This window comes from Sorangium sp. So ce385, assembly GCF_051474135.1.
In the GTDB taxonomy this organism is placed as follows: domain Bacteria; phylum Myxococcota_A; class Polyangia; order Polyangiales; family Polyangiaceae; genus Sorangium; species Sorangium cellulosum_D.
Genome location: NZ_CP150337.1, coordinates 13,633,639 through 13,650,993, shown reverse-complemented (window position 1 = coordinate 13,650,993; position 17,355 = coordinate 13,633,639). Strand labels below are relative to the sequence as shown.

Annotated in this window: 20 protein-coding genes; 10 read left to right on the top strand and 10 right to left on the bottom strand. The window is 73.1% G+C overall.

From position 1 onward, the window contains the following. The first annotated feature begins 38 nt into the window (after positions 1 to 38). Positions 39 to 1,190 carry a methionine aminotransferase gene (locus WME83_RS49995; RefSeq protein WP_437316779.1) on the top strand — a complete coding sequence of 384 codons (1,152 nt, stop codon included), beginning with the start codon at positions 39 to 41 and terminating at the stop codon, positions 1,188 to 1,190. Between the two features lie 30 nt (positions 1,191 to 1,220). Here WME83_RS49995 and mtnA read toward each other — a convergent pair whose 3' ends face one another. From mtnA to WME83_RS49975, 4 genes are all read right to left on the bottom strand, one after another. After that, positions 1,221 to 2,327, bottom strand: coding sequence for an S-methyl-5-thioribose-1-phosphate isomerase (gene mtnA, locus WME83_RS49990; RefSeq protein WP_437316778.1), 1,107 nt, complete (start codon positions 2,325 to 2,327; stop codon positions 1,221 to 1,223). Positions 2,328 to 2,406: 79 nt separating this feature from the next. Further along, on the bottom strand, positions 2,407 to 2,952 hold the full coding sequence (locus WME83_RS49985) for a 1,2-dihydroxy-3-keto-5-methylthiopentene dioxygenase (protein ID WP_437316777.1): 546 nt from the start codon (positions 2,950 to 2,952) through the stop codon (positions 2,407 to 2,409). Continuing rightward, positions 2,949 to 3,575, bottom strand: a complete 627-nt coding sequence (locus WME83_RS49980; RefSeq protein ID WP_437322136.1) for a methylthioribulose 1-phosphate dehydratase — start codon at positions 3,573 to 3,575, stop codon at positions 2,949 to 2,951. The genes WME83_RS49985 and WME83_RS49980 overlap by 4 nt, the downstream gene beginning before the upstream one ends. 154 nt (positions 3,576 to 3,729) lie before the next feature. Next, on the bottom strand, positions 3,730 to 5,934 hold the full coding sequence (locus WME83_RS49975; RefSeq protein ID WP_437316776.1) for a DUF5916 domain-containing protein: 2,205 nt from the start codon (positions 5,932 to 5,934) through the stop codon (positions 3,730 to 3,732). 149 nt (positions 5,935 to 6,083) lie between these two features. On the opposite strand from WME83_RS49975, the gene WME83_RS49970 reads away from it, so the two are divergent. Together WME83_RS49970 and WME83_RS49965 are read left to right on the top strand one after the other, a co-directional pair. Beyond that, positions 6,084 to 6,938 (top strand): aspartyl/asparaginyl beta-hydroxylase domain-containing protein, encoded by an 855-nt coding sequence (locus tag WME83_RS49970; protein ID WP_437316775.1) that lies wholly within the window; start codon positions 6,084 to 6,086, stop codon positions 6,936 to 6,938. Positions 6,939 to 7,157: 219 nt separating this feature from the next. Beyond that, positions 7,158 to 7,640, top strand: coding sequence for a hypothetical protein (locus tag WME83_RS49965; RefSeq protein ID WP_437316774.1), 483 nt, complete (start codon positions 7,158 to 7,160; stop codon positions 7,638 to 7,640). Between the two features lie 17 nt (positions 7,641 to 7,657). Here WME83_RS49965 and WME83_RS49960 read toward each other — a convergent pair whose 3' ends face one another. From WME83_RS49960 to WME83_RS49940, 5 genes are read right to left on the bottom strand one after another with little or no spacing between them, the layout of a single operon-like run. Next, positions 7,658 to 8,017, bottom strand: a complete 360-nt coding sequence (locus tag WME83_RS49960) for a response regulator (RefSeq protein ID WP_437316773.1) — start codon at positions 8,015 to 8,017, stop codon at positions 7,658 to 7,660. A gap of 17 nt (positions 8,018 to 8,034) precedes the next feature. Next, positions 8,035 to 8,769, bottom strand: a complete 735-nt coding sequence (locus WME83_RS49955; protein ID WP_437316772.1) for a response regulator — start codon at positions 8,767 to 8,769, stop codon at positions 8,035 to 8,037. A 21-nt stretch (positions 8,770 to 8,790) separates the two neighbouring features. Further along, positions 8,791 to 10,308, bottom strand: coding sequence for a sensor histidine kinase (locus WME83_RS49950; protein ID WP_437316771.1), 1,518 nt, complete (start codon positions 10,306 to 10,308; stop codon positions 8,791 to 8,793). A 25-nt stretch (positions 10,309 to 10,333) separates the two neighbouring features. Then, positions 10,334 to 11,071 carry a sensor histidine kinase gene (locus WME83_RS49945; RefSeq protein ID WP_437316770.1) on the bottom strand — a complete coding sequence of 246 codons (738 nt, stop codon included), beginning with the start codon at positions 11,069 to 11,071 and terminating at the stop codon, positions 10,334 to 10,336. A 55-nt stretch (positions 11,072 to 11,126) separates the two neighbouring features. Next, positions 11,127 to 11,732: a response regulator gene (locus WME83_RS49940; protein ID WP_437316769.1), complete on the bottom strand. Its 606-nt coding sequence runs from the start codon at positions 11,730 to 11,732 to the stop codon at positions 11,127 to 11,129. Between the two features lie 595 nt (positions 11,733 to 12,327). Between WME83_RS49940 and WME83_RS49935 the strand changes: the two genes are divergently transcribed. The 7 genes from WME83_RS49935 to WME83_RS49905 all read left to right on the top strand — a co-directional run bounded on the left by WME83_RS49935 (position 12,328) and on the right by WME83_RS49905 (position 16,058). Beyond that, the gene (locus tag WME83_RS49935) at positions 12,328 to 12,501 is read left to right on the top strand and encodes a hypothetical protein (protein ID WP_437316768.1); all 174 of its coding nucleotides are present in this window, start codon (positions 12,328 to 12,330) and stop codon (positions 12,499 to 12,501) included. Between the two features lie 51 nt (positions 12,502 to 12,552). Next, a complete protein-coding gene (locus tag WME83_RS49930; protein WP_437316767.1) occupies positions 12,553 to 12,813 on the top strand; it encodes a hypothetical protein in 261 nt (86 codons plus the stop codon). A gap of 47 nt (positions 12,814 to 12,860) precedes the next feature. Further along, positions 12,861 to 13,352, top strand: coding sequence for a GreA/GreB family elongation factor (locus WME83_RS49925; protein WP_437316766.1), 492 nt, complete (start codon positions 12,861 to 12,863; stop codon positions 13,350 to 13,352). Between the two features lie 154 nt (positions 13,353 to 13,506). Then, entirely contained in the window at positions 13,507 to 14,583 is a 1,077-nt protein-coding gene (locus WME83_RS49920; RefSeq protein WP_437316765.1) for a Spy/CpxP family protein refolding chaperone, read from the top strand. A 29-nt stretch (positions 14,584 to 14,612) separates the two neighbouring features. Beyond that, positions 14,613 to 15,188 carry an RNA polymerase sigma factor gene (locus WME83_RS49915; protein ID WP_437316764.1) on the top strand — a complete coding sequence of 192 codons (576 nt, stop codon included), beginning with the start codon at positions 14,613 to 14,615 and terminating at the stop codon, positions 15,186 to 15,188. Next, entirely contained in the window at positions 15,181 to 15,570 is a 390-nt protein-coding gene (locus WME83_RS49910; protein ID WP_437316763.1) for a hypothetical protein, read from the top strand. The genes WME83_RS49915 and WME83_RS49910 overlap by 8 nt, the downstream gene beginning before the upstream one ends. Beyond that, the gene (locus WME83_RS49905) at positions 15,567 to 16,058 is read left to right on the top strand and encodes a hypothetical protein (RefSeq protein WP_437316762.1); all 492 of its coding nucleotides are present in this window, start codon (positions 15,567 to 15,569) and stop codon (positions 16,056 to 16,058) included. Before WME83_RS49910 ends, WME83_RS49905 begins: the two co-directional genes overlap by 4 nt. A 10-nt stretch (positions 16,059 to 16,068) precedes the next feature. On the opposite strand, the gene WME83_RS49900 is transcribed toward WME83_RS49905, so the two are convergent. Beyond that, entirely contained in the window at positions 16,069 to 16,992 is a 924-nt protein-coding gene (locus WME83_RS49900; protein WP_437316761.1) for an NAD(P)/FAD-dependent oxidoreductase, read from the bottom strand. Between the last annotated feature and the right edge of the window lie 363 nt (positions 16,993 to 17,355).

Genomic DNA, 17,355 nt, shown 5'->3' with positions numbered 1-17,355 from the left:
AGGTCCCGGCCTGTCGAAACCCGGCCGAGGAACCCGCCATGACCACGCCCCTGCTCCCCTCGAAGCTGCCGTCGACCGGCGTCAGCATCTTCACGGTGATGACGCGCCTCGCGAACGAGCACGGCGCCATCAACCTGTCGCAGGGCTTCCCGGATTTCGACTGCGCGCCGGAGCTCGTCGAGGCGGTGGCCCGGCACATGCGCGCCGGCCACAACCAGTATGCCCCCATGCAGGGCGTGCTGGCCCTGCGCGAGGCGCTGGCGATGAAGATCGAGCGGCTCTATGGTCGCCGCTACGATCCGGCGACCGAGATCACGGTCACCTCGGGCGCGACCGAGGGCATCTTCAGCACGATCACCGCGTTCGTCCGGCCCGGGGACGAGGTCATCCTCTTCCAGCCCTGTTACGACTCGTACGCGCCGGCCGTGCAGCTGAACGGCGGAACCCCCGTGTTCGTCACGCTCCGTTTTCCGGAGTACCGCGTCGACTGGGACGAGGTCCGGCGCGCGCTCACGCCGCGCACGCGGCTCCTGGTCATCAACTCGCCGCACAACCCGACCGGGACGGCGCTGTCGGCCGACGACATGCGCGAGCTCGCGAAGGTCGTGGACGGGCGGGACGTCCTCGTGGTCGGCGACGAGGTGTACGAGCACATCCTCTTCGACGGGCGCCGGCACGAGAGCCTCGCGCGGTATCCGGAGCTCTCGGATCGCTCCGTCGTCATCAGCTCCTTCGGCAAGACGTACCACACGACCGGCTGGAAGGTGGGCTATTGCGCGGCGCCGCAGGCGCTCTCGGCCGAGATCCAGCGGGTGCACCAGTTCGTGACCTTCGCGGTGAACGCCGCCATCCAGCACGCGTATGCCGAGGTCGTGACGCGCGACCCGCTCGCCGCCGATCTCGCGGCCTTCTACCAGGCGAAGCGGGATCTCTTCCTGCGGCTCATCGAGGGCTCGCGGTTCCGCCCGCTGCCGTGCGAGGGCACGTATTTCCAGCTGGTCGATTATTCGGCGATCACGGCCGAGCGAGACGCCGATTTCGCGCTGCGCCTCATCCGCGAGCACGGCGTCGCCTCGATTCCCATCTCCCCGTTCCTCTCCGGCGTGGAGCCCGGGCCCGTCCTGCGGTTCTGCTTCGCCAAGCGGGATGAGACGCTGGAGCGCGCGGCGGAGAGGCTGCGCCGGGTCTGAGGGGCCCGCCGCGCAGGCCCCGCCCGGCCGTCAGGCGCCCGCTTGCGCCCGCTTCGGGAAGAGCGATCGCAGCCCGTCCGGCGAGGCCTCGCACACCCCGCGCTCGGTGATGAGGGCCGTGACCAGCCGCGCGGGCGTCACGTCGAAGGCGTGGTTGGCCGCCGGGCTCCCCGGCGGGGTGATCCGCACCGTCGCGAGCTCGCCGGACGGCAGCCGCCCGGTCACGTCGCAGAGCTCCGCGCCGTCGCGCTGCTCGATGGGGATCTCGCGCACGCCGTCCTGAAGGGCCCAGTCGATGGTGGGCGACGGGAGCGCCACATAGAAGGGCACGCCGTTGTCCTTGGCCGCGAGCGCCTTGAGGTAGGTGCCGATCTTGTTCGCCACGTCGCCGCGCGCCGTCGTGCGGTCCGTGCCCACGATGCACAGGTCCACAAGGCCATGCTGCATGAGGTGGCCCCCCGCGTTGTCGGCGATGACGGTGTGCGGCACGCCGTGCTGGCCCAGCTCCCACGCGGTGAGGCCGGCGCCCTGGTTGCGCGGTCGCGTCTCGTCCACCCAGACGTGAACGGGGATGCCCGCGTCGTGCGCCATGTAGATGGGCGCGAGCGCCGTGCCCCAATCCACGGTGGCCAGCCACCCCGCATTGCAGTGGGTGAGCACGTTGACGCGCCCCTCGCGCCCTCTGCGCGCCCAGGCCTCCTGGAGGAGCGCTAACCCGCACTCGCCGATGGCGCGGTTGATGGCGACATCCTCTTCGCACAGCGCCGCCGCGCGCCGGTAGGCGGCGGCCGCGCGCTCGGGCGGCGGCAGCGGCGCCACCGCGCGCCGCACCTCGTCGAGCGCCCAGCGCAGGTTCACGGCCGTGGGGCGCGCGCTGCCGAGGAGGGCGTACGCTCGCTCCAGCGCCCCGTCCGACGCATCCTGCCACAGCGCAAGGCACATCCCGTAAGCGGCCGTGGCGCCGATGAGGGGCGCCCCGCGCACCAGCATGCTCCGGATCGCGCGCGCGGCGTCGTCCGCAGTCGCCAGCCGCGCCGTCGCGAAGCGGTGCGGCAGCTGGGTCTGGTCGATGACGCCGACGGACCAGCCGTCGGCCTCGACCCAGATGGAGCGCATGGCCTTGCCGAGGACCTTCATGGCCGCAGCCCCCGGCCGGACAGCGCGCGTCGCTGACGCGAGGCCATGGGCCGCGGCGTGACGGCCGCCCGCGTCCCGCTCACGGCGCGTACCTGGGGAACAGGTCCGCGATGGAGCTGCCGGTGAAGTCGCCCACCCAGCCCTCCGGCCGCTCGAAGAAGCGGATGGCCGCGAACAGCGGCCGGGGTCCCATATCGAACCAGTGCCGCATCCCGGCCGGCACGCTGATGAGATCGCCGCGCGTGCACACGATCTGGAGCACCTGCTGCCAGGCGTGCAGGTAGAAGCAGCCGCTGCCTTCCACGAGGATGCGGGACTCGTCCTCGGCGTGCGTGTGCTCGGAGAGGAACTTCTTCCGCGCCTCTCCCGCGTTCGGCGCGTCCGGCTTCATGCGCACCACGTCGACGATCTCGTAACCGTGCGCCGCGCGCTCGGCCTCCACCACGTGGCGGTAGGCCGCGAGCACCTCGTCCTGGCCGGCGCCGTCCGGCAGCGGAATGGACGCGTCCACGCGCTCGAAGCGGACGCCGACCGCGCCGAGCTCGCGACGGATGTCGTCGATATCGGTGTACACGCCCGACGGCGTACCCGGCTGATCGTCAGGATAGATGGTCAGATGGCTCATCGGCGCAACCTCATCTTCTCGAGCTCGTAGGTGAGCAGGTGTTCCAGCGCCACCGTGTGGCGGCGCGCCTCGCGCATGGAGCGGCCCCAGGCATACAGCCCGTGACCCGCGATGAGGTAGCCCACCGCCTCCGGGCGACGGGCCAGCTCCGCGGACACGCGCGCGGCGAGCCGCGGGACGTCCTGGTCGTTGGGAAAGATGGGCACGAGGACGGTGGTCTCGTGGGTGCGTGTGTCGCCGAGCGCCTTGAGCAGCTCGAAGCCGCGCAGCGGGATTTCCCCCTCGGCCTCGCGCAGCGAGGACAGGAGCGCGCTGACGATCGAGTGGGTGTGCAGCACGGCGGCCACCCCGGGGCGCTCGCGGTAAAGATGGAGGTGCAGCGGCGTCTCCGCCGAGGAGCCCGCCGGCGGCGGCTCGTGGACGTTCGCCACCAGGACATCGGCGTCGGTCAGCTCGCCCTTGTCCACACCGGAGCGCGTGATCGCCGCCGTGCGCGCGTCGAGCCGGCGCGAGAGATTGCCGCTCGTGGCCGGCACGGCGTCGCGCAGGCTCAGGAATCGACCCGCCTCCACGAGCTCCCGGGCGGCCTCGGCCAGGGTGATCGAGGCCGGGGAGGCCGCCATGGGAGAAGCTGCCGAGATGATCACCTGTCCTCTCCTCGACCGCCATCTACAACGGGTCTCACGAAAATGCAACTCGTTTGCATGTACCTCTCGCGGCTCGGGCGCCTCCTGATCACGGCGCATGCAGGTGGCTCCCGTGACCACGGTCTCGGGTTCAGCGCGCGATCGCGTGCGTGTACTTGAGCAGGAGCGCGCGCTCGTGGGCCGCCGCCGCGTTGCCGAGGCGCTCGTCGTAGACGATCCACAGGTCGGTGCCCTCGCGGATGTGGTGGCGCAGGCGCACGTTGATGCTCGTGCGCTCGGTGAGGCTGCTGTACTGAAGGAAGGCGCTCAGGGAGGCGTGGATATCGAACCCGAGCCGGAGGCGCAGCCGCGCGATGTGCGCGTCGAGCGAGGCGCCCCGGTCTGGAAAGCGGATCGCGTCGAACCGGTACTCCCCGCCCAGGCCGAGGTGGGGCGACGGGTTCCACGACGGGCTCAGCGAGGCGGAGAGGCTGTAGCCGTCATAGAACCCGCCCGCCTCGATGGACGCGCCGCAGCGCAGCCTGCGGCCGTCGGGCATGGTGAACTCTGCGCCGGCCCGGTGGAAGGCGTAGCGGCCCACGGGCACCTCGATCCCGCCGTCGAGCACGAGCGGCTCCGGCACCTCCTCGCGCCGGTGTCGGCTCACCAGATCGAGCTCGTCTCCGCTCGCGAAGGTGAGCCCCACGAAGGGGCTGGCCTCCGCCGCCTCCAAGACGCCGTCGCGGCTTCGCTGGAAGGCCTGGCCCTCCGCGCCGAGCCAAGCCGCGCGCACGGGGGTGCCAGCGTCGAACAGCCACTCTTGCGTGGCGGAGAGATCGGCCGACCGGTACCCCTGGTAGGGCTCGAAGCCGACGCCGGGGTCGAAGGCCTCGCCGGCCCACCCGATCTCGGCGCGGTAGCTGAGCCCCGCCGCGCGCCGGCGCTCCCAGGCCAAGAGCGCCCGGCCGCTGTTCAGCCAGCGCGCCGGCTCCGCGTCGTCCGGCCGCGCTGAACGCAGGGATTGCAGGCTCTGCGCCCACGTGAGCCTCAGGAACTCGTCCCCGACGACGTGGATGATGCCGTCGGCCCCGTAAGCGACATTGTAGCGGCCGTCGAGCCCGATCCGGCTCGTCAGCATGCCGCCGACGCTCGAGAGCGGATCGTCGAGCTGGCGCCGCAGCCGGAGCACGCCGAAGTTCTCGGACGGCAGCGCGCCGCTTTCGGCCGTCTGGAGGTCGAGCGCGCCGATCTCCCACCGCCCGGCGCGCCCGGCGAGGCGCGCCCCGCCGAGGATCGCGACCGGCTCGCCGTCGGCGAGCCCGATGCGCCGGCTATGGAACAGCCGGCCGTCTCCCGAGAGCGCGAAGTCGAAGATCCCGGCGCGCTCGAGGAAGAACTGCCGCTTCTCGGGGTAGAAGAGGGGAAACCGGGTCAGGTTGATCTGCTCGTCGTCGGCCTCGACCTGCGCAAAGTCGGTGTTGACGGTGACGTCGAGCGTCAGGTTGCTGGTGACGCCGTACTTGGCGTCCGCGCCCGCGCTGTATGCGGCCGACTCCTCGTCCAGGCCGCGCTGGCGCTCGGCCTCGGGAGGGCTCCGGACCGAGTAGCCGAGGAGCACGTAGGGCGTGACGGTCAGCGCGCGCCGCGAGGCCACGCCCGTGAGCGCGACGTCCCTCAGCTTGGAGGGCTTCGCGTAGGCCCGCGGCCACCTGGGCGGGACGGGTGGCCAGACGTGCCGCTCGCTCTGCCGCGCCAGCCAGCGATAGACCGACAGGCCCATCCTCACGCTCCCTGTGTCGCTCTCGAAGCCGAGCGTCGAGAAGGGAATGCGCATCTCCGCGGACCACCCGTCGCTCGTCCGCTGCGCCGCCGCCTCCCAGCGGCCGTTCCAGCTCCAGTCCGGCTCGCCAGAGGCCATGTCGGACGAGACCGTCCCGTCCACCCGCGCGCCGGTCGGCATCGTGTAAAACCAGAGCGCCGTAGCGTCGTCGTTGAACGGGTCGACGATGAGGCCCACCGTGTCGTCGCCGGCGTATTCATCTCGGTACAGCGAGCTCGCCCTCACCTCCGCCGGCTCGGTGTCGCGTAGCCGCGCCGCGAGGTACAGGTGGCCGCCGTCGTGCGCGACGCGGATCTCCGTGCGCTGCGACGGCGCGCCCCCGAAGACCGGCTCGTAGACGACAGCCGGCACCGGGGCCACCGCCCGCCACGCGGCCTCGTCGACGAGGCCGTCGAGCACGACGGGCCCCGCGAGCCCCGGCAGGCGCATGGGCGCCTCGGCCCGCGCATGCCGCGGCGAGGAGAGCGCCAGCGCGGCGGCGATCGCCGGCGCCGCTCTACGTATACTAAATTTCATTTGCAACTAAGTTACCTTAGTAGTACCAGGGGGCACGCCCGGGATCAAGCCCGACCGCCGCCGCGCGCGCCGCGGCCGGCCCATCGACGTCGATGGGCATGACCCGCCCGCCATCCCCCTCGCGCCGGGCGCCGCCGAATGGAGGCCTCATGCTGAAGTACACGTCCCAGCTCAGAGAGATCCCCCGCGACGTGGTCGCCGGCATGCTCGAAGACGTCGCGCGCGCCGACATCCCGTGGACCGAGAACTACTCGCGGTATCAGTCGGGCGGGTGGAAGACGGCCGCGCTCTACAACGCGAGCGGAGACTCGCAGGAGAACGACCTCGCCGACTGCGCGCCCGTCCCCACCGAGGTCGTCCCGCGGTTGCCCCGGGTCCGCGCCTTCGTCGAGGGGTCAGGCCTCGAGCTGATGTGGGTCAGGCTGCTGCGGCTCGATCCCGGAGCGTTCCTGTGGGAGCACACCGATTACGGGGCTCACAACCTGAGCCGCGTTCCCCGGCTGCGGCTCCACGTCCCCCTGAAGACGAACCCGGACGCGGTCATCGTCCTGCCCTCGCGCTCGGTCCACATGAAGAGCGGGTTTCTCTGGAAGCTGTCTCCTCACCACACGCGCCATGGCGCCTGCAACCGCGGCTCCGAGGACCGGATCCACCTGATCCTCGACTGCTACATGAACGGAACGCTGGAGGAGCTCGTCTCCAGGGAGCTCCTTCATCCGGACGCGCTGCGGGACAAGCCGAGGCTCACGGAGGAGCGCTTCGCGGAGCTCTGCCGCGCCGCCGACGCGCTGGCGGGCGACGGACGCCAGGGCGCCGCAGAGGACCTGTTCCGGAAGGCGTTTCACGATCACGACCTGGGCTCCCTGTCGAGCTACGACCTGCTCGCGCGCTATCACGAGGAGCGCGGCGACGCCGCCCGGCGGGATCACTGGCTCAGCGAGAAGATCACCTTCCTGAACCTCAACGTGCCCGGACACCCGTTTTATCAACCCACCCGGGCGTGAGGCCTGCAATTCCGGCGATTGAGGCTGGAGGACTGGGGCTCGGAGCCGCCCCCGCGGTGCTCCCAGGTCCGCTTACATCGGCCATCGCACCGCGCGTCCGGCGCCGCAGGCGGTGCTACGAACGGAAAAATGAGCCTGCTTGCCAGCGAGGCCGGCCCCCCATAGCATGAAAGGTTGCGGGCTCGCGGAGCCTCCACGCTTCAAGGGAATGGGCCGATCATGCTTAGGATCAAACACGCACAGGCAGGCGCGCTGGACGACCTCTCGCTGACCGGCGCCGAGGCGCGCCCTCCGGCCCGATCGGAGCGGGAGCGGCTCGCCGGCCCGCGCGACGCCGCCCCGCCCGGCGAGGGCCGCCTCAAGCCCGCCCCCGCGCGGCGCTGCGTCACGGCGCGCGCCGTCCGCTCCGACATGCTGCTCGTGCTGCTCGCCGCGCTCGCCGCGCTCGCCGCCGGCGGCGCCCTCGGGTGCGGCCACGCGTGCAACCACGGCTTCTCGCCGTGCCCGGCGGTGTCCCCCGCGACCACGGTGTCGAGCTCGGCGGCCGCGAAGGGCACCTGCCCGACCGAGTATCGCCCCCTGTGCCCGGGCCTGGAACCCCGCTGCGTGACCGACCGGAACGGCTGCCAGGTCTGCGATTGCGCCGAGACCGGGGCCGCCCCGCTCCACCCCCGCGACGTGCAGGCGCCCGAAGCGCGATAAGCCGCGCGCCCGAGGCGTCAGCCGACGAGGTGCCGGAGCCGCTCGAGCAGCTCCGGGAAGCCGATCCCCTTGGAGAGCACCGCGTCGGGCGGCGGCGCCCCGCCGAGGTCGTCGCCGCCGCTGCCGCTGAGCAGCACCGCTTTCACGGCCGGCAGGCGCGCCCGCAGCGCCGGCAGGAGGTCGGTGCCGCGGCCGTCGCCGAGGTTCTGATCGAGCAGCGCGAGATCGTACGCCGCGCCCTCCGCCGCGAGCATCCGGCCGGCCTCGGCGAACGAGCCGGCCAGGTCGACCTGGAAGCCCTCGTCCTCGAGCAGCGTCGCGAGCACCATCCGCGACGACGCGTCGTCGTCCACGAGCAACACCGTCACGCCGCGCATACGACCCCCCTCAACCCTCAGCACGTCCCCGGATCGCTCCTGGCGCGCGCGATCGTGTGCATCAGCTCGCGCACGCCGAACGGCTTGTGCAGGCAGGCGTACCCGCCCCGGCTCGTGAACGCGTGGATCAGCTCCGGCGCCGCGTGGCCGGTCATCGCGATCACCGTGATCGGCCTGCTCATCCGCCGGAGCTGCTCGTACGTCTTCATCCCGTCCAGGGACGGCATGAGCAGGTCGAGCACGCACACGTCGACCGCCTCGTCGCGCGCGCGCTGGATCGCCGTCTGCCCGTCGTACACGGCCTCGGCGCGCAGCCCCGCCGCGTTGAGCCCCGCCACGATCGACTCCGCCACGGCGGGGAGGTCGTCCACCACGAGCACGCCGCGCGACCCGAGCGCCCGCGCGACGATCCGCATGAGGTGATCCATCGAGAACGGCTTGTAGATGACCGCGTACACCCCCTCGCCGATGCCCTCCTCGATGAGCTGCTCGATCGCGAACGCGGTCATCAGCACCACCGTGAGATCCGGCTGGATGCGCCGGAGCTCCCGGAACGTCTCGACCCCGTTGAGCCCGGGCATCTTCACGTCGGTCAGCACGAGCGCGAAGCGCTGCTGCCGCACGAGCTCGAGGGCGTGCGCGCCGTCGCGCGCCTCGACGACGTCGTACCCTTCGAGCTCGAGGTTCGCGGCGACGGTGGCGCGCATCCCCTCTTCGTCGTCCACCACGAGCACCCGCCTGGTCGCTTCCATCGACGGCTGTCCCTTCCCCGCTCACGCGGGCTGCGCCGAGTGTACCTCCGGCGCCGCCGCGAGCGGCAGCCGGATGATGAACGTCGTCCCTGCGCCGGGCGCGCTCTCCACCCCGATCGTGCCGCCGTGCATCCGGATGATGCCGGCGGTGATGGCGAGGCCGAGGCCCGTCCCCTTCAGCTTCGTGCTGAAGAGCGGCTCGAAGATCTTCGCGAGGTGCTCTCTCTCGATCCCCGCCCCGTCGTCCTCCACCGTCAGGACCAGCGCGCCGTCGCACACCCGCGCAGACGCGACCACGCGGCCCTCGCGCCCGGCCGGGATCGCCTCGGCCGCGTTCTGGATCAGGTTGACGAGCACCTGACGGAACTGGTCCTTGTCGAGGCTCGGCACGGGCAGCGCGGCCGGCACCTGGTTCACGAGGCGCACGTGCGCGGGCGCCTCGACGACCGACATCGCGTCGTCGACGAGGGGCGCGAGGGGGCACGCGGAGCGGCAGAGCCGGCGCTCCCGCGCGAAGTCCAGGAGATCGCCGATGATCCGGGTGCACGAGAGCAGCTCCTTCTCCATGAGGCCGAGGAACTGGGCGACGCGCGGGTCGGCGCCGAGCTCGGTGCCGGCGAGGCGCTTCTTGAGGTAGTACGCCGCGTTCCGGATGGCGCCGAGCGGGTTGCGGAGCTCGTGGCCGACGCTCGCCGCGAGCTGGCCGATGGCGGCGAGCCGCTCGACGCGCAGCCGCGACTCCTGGGCCTCGCGCAGGCTCTCGGCCATGTGGCGGAGCGCGGCGCCGATGCGCCCGAACTCGTGCTTTCCGAGGTCGGGCACGCGGTAGTCGAGGTCGCCGCCGGCGATGCGCCGCGAGCACTCGGCGAGCGCGCTGAACCCCCGCGCCATCGCGCGCAGGAGCCCGCCGAGGAGCACGACGAGGAGCACGAGCGCCGCCGTCATCGAGGCGACGCTGGCGATCCGGATCCGCGCGCTCTCGCGGCCCGCCGCGGCGGCGTTCCGCGCGACGTCGCGCCGCGCGTCGAGGATGGCCGCGTCGATGTGGGGCAAGAAGCCGCGCTCGTACTCGGCCTCGGGGCGCTCCACGAACCGCCGGTGGGCGGCGAGCCGCTCCCCGCCGCTCGCCATGCGGGTCACCTCGCCCACGTCCCCGGCGATCGTCGCGAGGCTCGCGCGCATCTTTCGCAAGCGCTCGTCCTCTTCCTGCGCCTCGCCCGGCTCGTCGCGGAGGCGCGGGTCCGCGACCCACGCCCGCTCGAGCGCCTCCACCGCGGCGAGGTCCCGCGCGACGACCTCGGTCAGGTGGCGGAGCTCCTCGGTGTCGCCGCCGCCGAGGGAGATCTCCGCCGCCTCCCGCATGTAGCGGCCGGCGTGGTTGGCGAGCGTGATGTGGCGGGTGAGCTGCTCGTACGACAGCTCGGAGCGCCGCTGGAGGAGCGAGAGCCGGCCGGACGTCACGTAGAGCGCGCCGGCGGCGAGCAGGACGACCGCCGCGGCCACGGCGAAGATCAAGGCGAGCGACGCGCGGATGCTCATCGCGGCGCCTCCGGCGCGGCCGCCGTCACGGCGGCGGCTCCACGGGGCCGGCGGGCGGCGGCTCGGTCGTGGCCGCGAGGGGCAGCTCGATGCAGGCCCGCGTGCCGCAGGGCGCGGCGCCGGCGAGGGTGAGCGTCCCGAAGTAGCGGCGCGCCACGCGCGCGGCGATGTTGAGCCCGAGGCCGAGGCGGCCGGGCTTGGTGGTGTAGAACGGGCGCGTGATCGCCTCGCGCTCCGCCTCGGGCACGCCGGCCCCGGCGTCGCTGACCTCGACGCGGTAGCGCGCGCCGACCACGCGCCCGCGCAGCGCGACCACCCCGCCGCCGGGCATCGACTCCGCCGCGTTCTCCACGAGGCACCGCACCGCCACGGCCAGCTCGGCCGGCTCGAGCTCGACCACGCCGTCCACCGCGTCGAGATCGACGCGGACCCCCGGCTCGGCGATGCGCGCGCACGCCGCGGCCAGGCGGACGCACTCGAGGGCGCTCGCGCGCACCGGCTTGCGCCGGAGGTGCGGCCCCGCGTCGGTGACGCCGTCGACGAGCGCGCTCGCCGCGATCGCCTCCTCGTCGATGACGTGGAGGAACTGCTCCACCCGCGGATCGTCGTGGAAGGCCTGCTCCCGGGCGATCTTGCGCTTGAGGAAGAACGCCGCGTTGCGGATCGTCCCGAAGCAGTTGCGCAGGTCGTGGCGCATCGCCGCAACGATCTCCTCGGCCGTCGCGAGCTGCTCCGCCGCGCCGAGCGGATCTCGGCTCATCATCGCGGGGCGCCACCTCCGTCGGCCCCCTCGGCGCCGTGCACGCCGCGGCGGGCCGTCACTTGAGGGTTCGGGCCGGGAGCCCGGCGTCCACGAGCCGCGCTCCGCCGAGGGAGATCGACGTGCGGGAGGACGGGGGCGGGTACGAGCTCACCCTGGCGCGCTGGGAAGACTCCGGCGCGTCGCGGGTCTCCGGCGACCTGTGCGACGGCGCGCTCCGCAGCGAGGGGGGCGCGACGGTCTCGCGCGGCGTGGACGACGAGCCCGCGAGGGCGTCGACCGACCGCCTCGTGCTGGCGAGGCGCGCGAGCTCCAGGACGATCCGGGTGGTCCGGGCGGGATCGAACGGCTTGAGGATGACGTAGTGGCGGCCGCCCTCGCTGGAGCGGATGTACTCCTCGGCGCCGGTGATCAGCAGGCAGCTCGTGTAGAGCGGCAGGCTTGCGACCCGCTTGAGGAGCTCTTCGCCGTTCATCCCCGGCATCTTGTAATCGGAGCAGACCACGTGGAACTGGCCTGTGTGCAGCAGCTCGAGCGCCCGGTGGGCGGACCCGCAGGTCGTGACGTCGACGTCGTCGGAGAGGATCGCCGCGATGCTGTCCAGCATCCTCTGCTCGTCGTCGACGACGAGCACGCGCAGCCGCTCCTGGGCATTCAGGCTCACGATACTCCTCTTGTGTGCTCGTACAGGGATGGAACGCCGGCCTGGCGAGCGATCACGGGAGCCCTCGCGTCATGTCCCGCATGCCGCTCGGATCGCTCGCCAGAGCGAGGTCTCACGGTGACACCGCGGCCTCGCGCCCTCGTGCCGATGCACTCCGTCTCGGAGCAGCGGCGTGGGCAGATTAGGAATCTACACCACCGACCCTACTCGGTAAAGGAATTCCTGAGCTCACGCGCGATCGTCATCGCGTGGGTGCCTGGTCGCGAAAGGAGCGCCCGTTGCTTCGGGCTGCTCCGGGCTGCTCCTGGCCGATGTTGCTCACGGGGTTGTTCACCGTTTTGAAACACTCGATTCACGCGAACGATAAGCGCGTCTGCAGCCAGCGCTCATGGATTGCACATCTGCAAGGAGCGCGTGATTTCAACTCTGCTCCACCAAAGAGGCCTGCATTGCAGATCCGCAAGGAGCGCCTCGATGTCGCTCGGCGGTCCTCGGTCGCCTTCTGTCGTTCTCGGCGGCCGTCGAGCGCGGCTCCTCCGGGAAGGTCGGCCCGAAGGTCGATGTGCTCGCCCGGCGCGAGCGCGGTGGGAACACCGTGCGCGGGCGTCACTTCTACGCTCACCTCGGCATCGATCTCCCGCTCGCCGGGTCGATCACCGACACCGGGGACATCGCGCTCACCCGAGGGCAACCCGGCGCGCCCCGCGGGCCGCTTCGCGGGCAGCCGCCGGGCGACGAGGGCGCCGAGCCGCTCCTCGATCGTCGCTGAGGCAATCCGCCTCAGGTGCGCTCTGGGGTGAGACGCGGCGGAGCAAGCGCGATGAAGCCTGAAGAGATCCGCATCTTCGATCTCGAGCGGATGCTGCGCGGCCAGACGCCGTGGAGCTTCGCGATCGAGCTCCTGCTGCGCGTCGTCGTCATCTACCTGATCCTCATCGTCTCGATGCGCCTCATGGGGAGGCGGATGGCCAAGCAGATGAGCCGCAACGAGCTCGTCGCGCTCGCCTCGCTGGCCGCGGCGATCGGCCCCGCCTCCCGAGCGCGCCAGCCCGCCGCCGTCTCGAGCAGCGCTCCTGGCTGACAGCGGAGTGACCGCCGCGATCCGGTCTGGTAGGGTGTCGGCCGTCCATGCCTCCGGCCATCGACAAGCGCGCGTTGCTCGCGGCCCTCAAGGACCAGCTCGCCCGCGAGCTCGAGCGCTCGACCGAGCGGGCGCGCGACGCCGCGAGCGCGGCGACCCACGAGGAGAACCGCGCCGAGGGCGACAAGGACATGCGCGCCACCGAGGCGTCGTACGTGGCGCGGGGCCACAGCGAGCGCGTGCATCAGCTCGAGCAGGCGCTCGCGAAGCTCGGCGCCTGCGCGGTGCGCGACTTCGGCCCCGGCGCCCGCATCGAGAGCTCGGCGCTCGTCGAGCTGGAGAGCGGGAAGCGGCGCGCGCTCTATTTCCTGCTGCCGGCCGGCGGCGGTGAGCGCATGCAGTTCGAGGGGGTCGAGGTGCAGACCCTCGCCACGACGAGCCCGCTCGGCGCGTCCCTGCTGGGCCTGTCGGAGGGCGACGAGGCCGAGGTCTCCACGCCGCAAGGGACGCGCATCTACCTGATCGCCAGCGTGCGGTGAGGCCAGGCCGCGCGGGCCCGCGTCGGCGGGCGCCGGGCTGGCTGCCGGGCTCGCCTCCAAAAAAAGCGGACCTCCGTAGGGAGCCCCTGCCCGGCGGCGTCCCAGGGACGAACGACCCGCTCGGCACGATGCGGGCGACCCAGGAGAAGAGTCCATGATGCAGTCTCGTTGGTGGAGGCTTGGTGGGATCTTGCCGCTCGTCGGCGCGCTCGTCGGTGCGTCCGGTTGCACCGCGGAGACCGGCCAGAGCGACACGTCGCCGAGCGAGGAGGCCGCCGCGGCGGCGCTCGCCCAGGGGCCGTCGAGGGGCGGCCGCCACGATGAGGTCGCCGGCCATCGGAAGGGCTTCGGCGGGCACCGCGGCGGCCCGGAGCACCTCCTGCGCGCCGCGCTCCACGAGCTCGACCTGTCCGACGCGCAGCAGGCGACGATCGAGGGCGCCCTCGAGGGCCTGCGCGACGGCGCGCCGGCGCGCCCGAAGCACGGGGTCGCCTTCGCGGCGCTCGCCGAGGGCGTGCGCGCGGGCAAGATCGATCGGGCGGCGATCGCGGCGAAGCTGCCCGACGCCGGCCGCGCGGACGAGGAGCGCCGCGCGCGCGTCGCCGGGGCGCTGAGCACGCTGCACGCCACGCTCACCCAGGAGCAGCGCCGGCAGCTCGTCGACGCGATCGCCGCGAAGATGGACGAGCGCGGCGCGATGGGCCCGCGCGGCGAGCGGGACGGCCGGCACCACCGCGGCCCGGACGGCGAGCGCGGCGGGATGGGCGGGCCGGGCATGAAGGGCGGGCCGGGCATGAAGGGCGGGCCGGGCATGAAGGGCGGGCCGCTGGGCCACCTCCTCCACGGGCTCGACCTGCGCGACGATCAGCGCGCGCAGATCGAGAAGGCCCTCGAGGGCATGCGGCCGAGCGACGCCGACAGGAGCGCGCGGCCCGCGGATCACGAGGCGAAGCACGAGGCGAAGCGCGCCGAGATGCGCGCGCGGCTCGAGGCGTTCGCCGCCGATCGCTTCGACGCGAGCGCGCTCCTGCCGGCCGCCGACGCGAAGGTGGGCCCGCGGGGTCACCTCGACCGCATGATCGACGCGCTGGCCGCGATCGTCCCGGTCCTCGACGAGGCGCAGCGCAACGCGCTCGCCGACCGCCTCGAGCAGGGGCCGGCCGCGGGCAGGCCCGAGCGCGGCCCGTTCCGCGGCGAGCGCGGCGGGGAACGCGACCTCGAGCGCCGCTGAGCGCCGGTCCCGATGGCGCGCGCGGAGCGATGGGCGCAGAATCGCGGGGGCACGTGATCGTCGACCTGAGGCTCGTCGCAGCGCGCGTCGCCGGGGGCGACGACGCGGCCTTCCGGCAGATCGTCGAGCACACGCGCGCGCCGATGTACCGCCTCGCCGCGCGCCTCGTCGGCGACCTCGCCGAGGCCGAGGACGCCTTGCAGGAGGCGTTCGTCGACGCCTACCGCGCCCTGCGCGAAGGGCGCTACGACGGGAGATCGAAGGTGGAGACCTGGCTGTACCGCATCGTGACGAACGCCTGCATCGACGCCCTCCGGCGCCGCCGCGACGCCCCGCGCGAGGCGCGCGGGGCGCAGGCCGAGCCGCGCTTCGACGGCCTCGTGTCCGCCGAGGCGCGCGTCGCGCTGCGCGAGCTCGACGCCCTGCTCGCCGCGCTGCCGCCGCAGGAGCGCGCCGCGCTCGTCCTCGTCGCCGTCGAGGGGCTGCCCGCGAAGGAGGCGGCGGCCGCGCTCGGTTGCTCCGAGGGCGCCGTCGAGCAACGTTTGGTGCGCGCCCGCGCGGCGCTCCGCGCGCGACGGACCGAGGAGGAGGCGCCGCATGCCTGACCGCGACGACGACCGGACCGAGCTCGATCGGGAGCTCGCGCGCCTCGCGGCCGCGACCGCTCGCCTCGACGCCGACGACCGCTTCACCGAGGCCGTGCTGCGCGCCGCCGCGGCGGCCGACGACCCGCTGGCCCGCATCGCGGCCGCGACCGCCGATCTCGCGCCGGACGCCGCCTTCACCGAGGCCGTCGTCCGCGCCGCGACGTCCGCGCCGCGGCCCGCGCGGCCCGCGATGGCCGACGGCATCGTCCGCTCCGGTCGCGCCGCCATCGTCGTCACCGCCCTCGCGGCGGCCGCGAGCGTCCTCTTCTTCCTGCAGACGCAGCGCGACGTCGACAGCGCGATCATGGCCTCCGTGGAGGCCATCGAGGCGATCGAATGACGCCGTCCTCCTCCGCTCCCGCGCCCCCGCCCCCCGCGCCTCGGCCCGCCGCCCCTGCGCGCTGGAAGCCCCTGGCCGTGCTCGCCGCCGTCTTCCTCTTCGGCGGCGTCGCCGGCGCGGCGCTCGGCCGCAGCATGGCCCTGCGCGACCTCGAGGCCACGTTCCGGGGTCCTCCGGCCGAGGCGCGCGCCCAGTTCCGCCTCCGGGCGATGCGCCGCCACCTCGACCTCACGGACCGCCAGGTGCGCGAGCTCCGCGCCACCCTGGCCGACGCCGAGGCCGAGCGGGACCGGCTCCTCTCCGAGTGCCGCCCCGGGCTCGACGCCCTCCGCGACCGCACCGACGCCCGCGTGAAGAGCGTGCTCACGCCCGATCAGCTCACGCGCTACGAGGAGTTCGAGGCGGAGCGGCGGCGGCGTCCCGGCCCGCCGCCGCACGGGCCGGGGCACCCCGGCCGCGGCCGCGGCCCGGGCGGCCGCGGCGATTGAGGGCTGCCGATCAGAGGAGATCCTCCTCCTGCAGGGCGCAGTTGACCCCGAACGCCGCGTCGGCGCCCTCGGCGGCGGCCATGATGGCGAGCAGCACGTCCTTCGACGCGTCCCCGGCGACGAAGACGCCTTCGCAGGTCGTCTCCTCGTGCTTGGCCGCCGTCTCCACGCCGCGCTCCTCGGTCACCTTGCAGCGGAGCTTCCTGGCCAGCTCCGACCCCTGCTCCTGCTTCGTCTTCAGGAAGAGGGAGCGCCGCTCCACGGCCCTGCCGTCCTCGAGCACGATGCGCTCGAGCCTCCCGTCCCGGCCCTCGAGCCGGGCGATCCGCTCCTCGCGCACGCCGATCCCGTGCCGCGCGAGCCGCGCCGCGTCGGACCTGGACAGCGACGCTGGACCGTCCGTGAACAGGATCACATCATCGCTCCACGTCTTCATGTTCAAGGCCAGCGCGACCCCCGTACAGCCCTGTCCGTAGACGCCTATCGGCTGATCGCGCGCTTCCCAGCCGTCGCAGTAGGGGCAGTGGTGCACGCTCGTTCCGTACATGGCGGGAAGGCCCGGGAGATCCGGCAGCCGGTCGACGAGCCCCGTGGCGAGCAGCAGCTTGCGGCAGCGCAGGCGCTCGCCGCCCTCCAGCGTCACCTCGAACCGCTTGGCGTCGCGGCGGACGTCGGCGACGGCCACGTCCCGGATCTCGACGCCGTAGGGCGCGAGCTGCTCGCGCCCCAGCCGCCTGAGCTCGGACGGCGCGATGCCGTCGCGCGACAGGAAGCCGTGCATCGCGAGCGCCGCGTCGTTTCGGTACCGCCCCGAGTCGCACACGAGGACGCGCCTCCGGCACCGGCCCAGGATGAGCGCCGCGCTGAGGCCGGCCGGCCCTCCGCCGACGATGATCACGTCGTATCCCTGGGTCCCTTCGGTGCTCGTCGACATGGCTCGGCGGCCGCCGAGCAACGAGCGCGCCGACGCCCCGTCGCGCTCGCTGCGCCCACGAGCCGCACGAGGTGAGCTCGACTCGAGGCGCCCGGCGCGCGTCCTCGCGACCGCTCCCTGCGCCGCATCTCCCCTCTCCGCCCTTCCGTCGGAACCTTGCTATCGCGTGCCGCTGCCGACCGGTCATGAGCGCGCACGCCGCCGCACAGCGCATGTCAGCGGCACACAGGCCTCTCGCCCTCGTTCTGTCAGGCCTTCATCGATTGTGAGATTTCGATCATCAATCGCCCTTTGCTCGCTTCCCTCGAGCGGAGGCGAAGCGCGATGAGCGGCGGCGCTCGGCCCGACACACAGCCTCGCGCT

What these genes read in the sequence shown, in the direction of transcription:
- WME83_RS49995 (WP_437316779.1), top strand. Translation starts at nt 39, where the DNA reads ATGACCACGCCCCTGCTCCCCTCGAAGCTGCCGTCGACCGGCGTCAGC.
- mtnA (WP_437316778.1), bottom strand. Translation starts at nt 2,327, where the DNA reads ATGAAGGTCCTCGGCAAGGCCATGCGCTCCATCTGGGTCGAGGCCGAC.
- WME83_RS49985 (WP_437316777.1), bottom strand. Translation starts at nt 2,952, where the DNA reads ATGAGCCATCTGACCATCTATCCTGACGATCAGCCGGGTACGCCGTCG.
- WME83_RS49980 (WP_437322136.1), bottom strand. Translation starts at nt 3,575, where the DNA reads ATGGCGGCCTCCCCGGCCTCGATCACCCTGGCCGAGGCCGCCCGGGAG.
- WME83_RS49975 (WP_437316776.1), bottom strand. Translation starts at nt 5,934, where the DNA reads ATGAAATTTAGTATACGTAGAGCGGCGCCGGCGATCGCCGCCGCGCTG.
- WME83_RS49970 (WP_437316775.1), top strand. Translation starts at nt 6,084, where the DNA reads ATGCTGAAGTACACGTCCCAGCTCAGAGAGATCCCCCGCGACGTGGTC.
- WME83_RS49965 (WP_437316774.1), top strand. Translation starts at nt 7,158, where the DNA reads ATGCTTAGGATCAAACACGCACAGGCAGGCGCGCTGGACGACCTCTCG.
- WME83_RS49960 (WP_437316773.1), bottom strand. Translation starts at nt 8,017, where the DNA reads ATGCGCGGCGTGACGGTGTTGCTCGTGGACGACGACGCGTCGTCGCGG.
- WME83_RS49955 (WP_437316772.1), bottom strand. Translation starts at nt 8,769, where the DNA reads ATGGAAGCGACCAGGCGGGTGCTCGTGGTGGACGACGAAGAGGGGATG.
- WME83_RS49950 (WP_437316771.1), bottom strand. Translation starts at nt 10,308, where the DNA reads ATGAGCATCCGCGCGTCGCTCGCCTTGATCTTCGCCGTGGCCGCGGCG.
- WME83_RS49945 (WP_437316770.1), bottom strand. Translation starts at nt 11,071, where the DNA reads ATGATGAGCCGAGATCCGCTCGGCGCGGCGGAGCAGCTCGCGACGGCC.
- WME83_RS49930 (WP_437316767.1), top strand. Translation starts at nt 12,553, where the DNA reads ATGAAGCCTGAAGAGATCCGCATCTTCGATCTCGAGCGGATGCTGCGC.
- WME83_RS49925 (WP_437316766.1), top strand. Translation starts at nt 12,861, where the DNA reads ATGCCTCCGGCCATCGACAAGCGCGCGTTGCTCGCGGCCCTCAAGGAC.
- WME83_RS49920 (WP_437316765.1), top strand. Translation starts at nt 13,507, where the DNA reads ATGATGCAGTCTCGTTGGTGGAGGCTTGGTGGGATCTTGCCGCTCGTC.
- WME83_RS49915 (WP_437316764.1), top strand. Translation starts at nt 14,613, where the DNA reads ATGGGCGCAGAATCGCGGGGGCACGTGATCGTCGACCTGAGGCTCGTC.
- WME83_RS49910 (WP_437316763.1), top strand. Translation starts at nt 15,181, where the DNA reads ATGCCTGACCGCGACGACGACCGGACCGAGCTCGATCGGGAGCTCGCG.
- WME83_RS49905 (WP_437316762.1), top strand. Translation starts at nt 15,567, where the DNA reads ATGACGCCGTCCTCCTCCGCTCCCGCGCCCCCGCCCCCCGCGCCTCGG.
- WME83_RS49900 (WP_437316761.1), bottom strand. Translation starts at nt 16,992, where the DNA reads ATGTCGACGAGCACCGAAGGGACCCAGGGATACGACGTGATCATCGTC.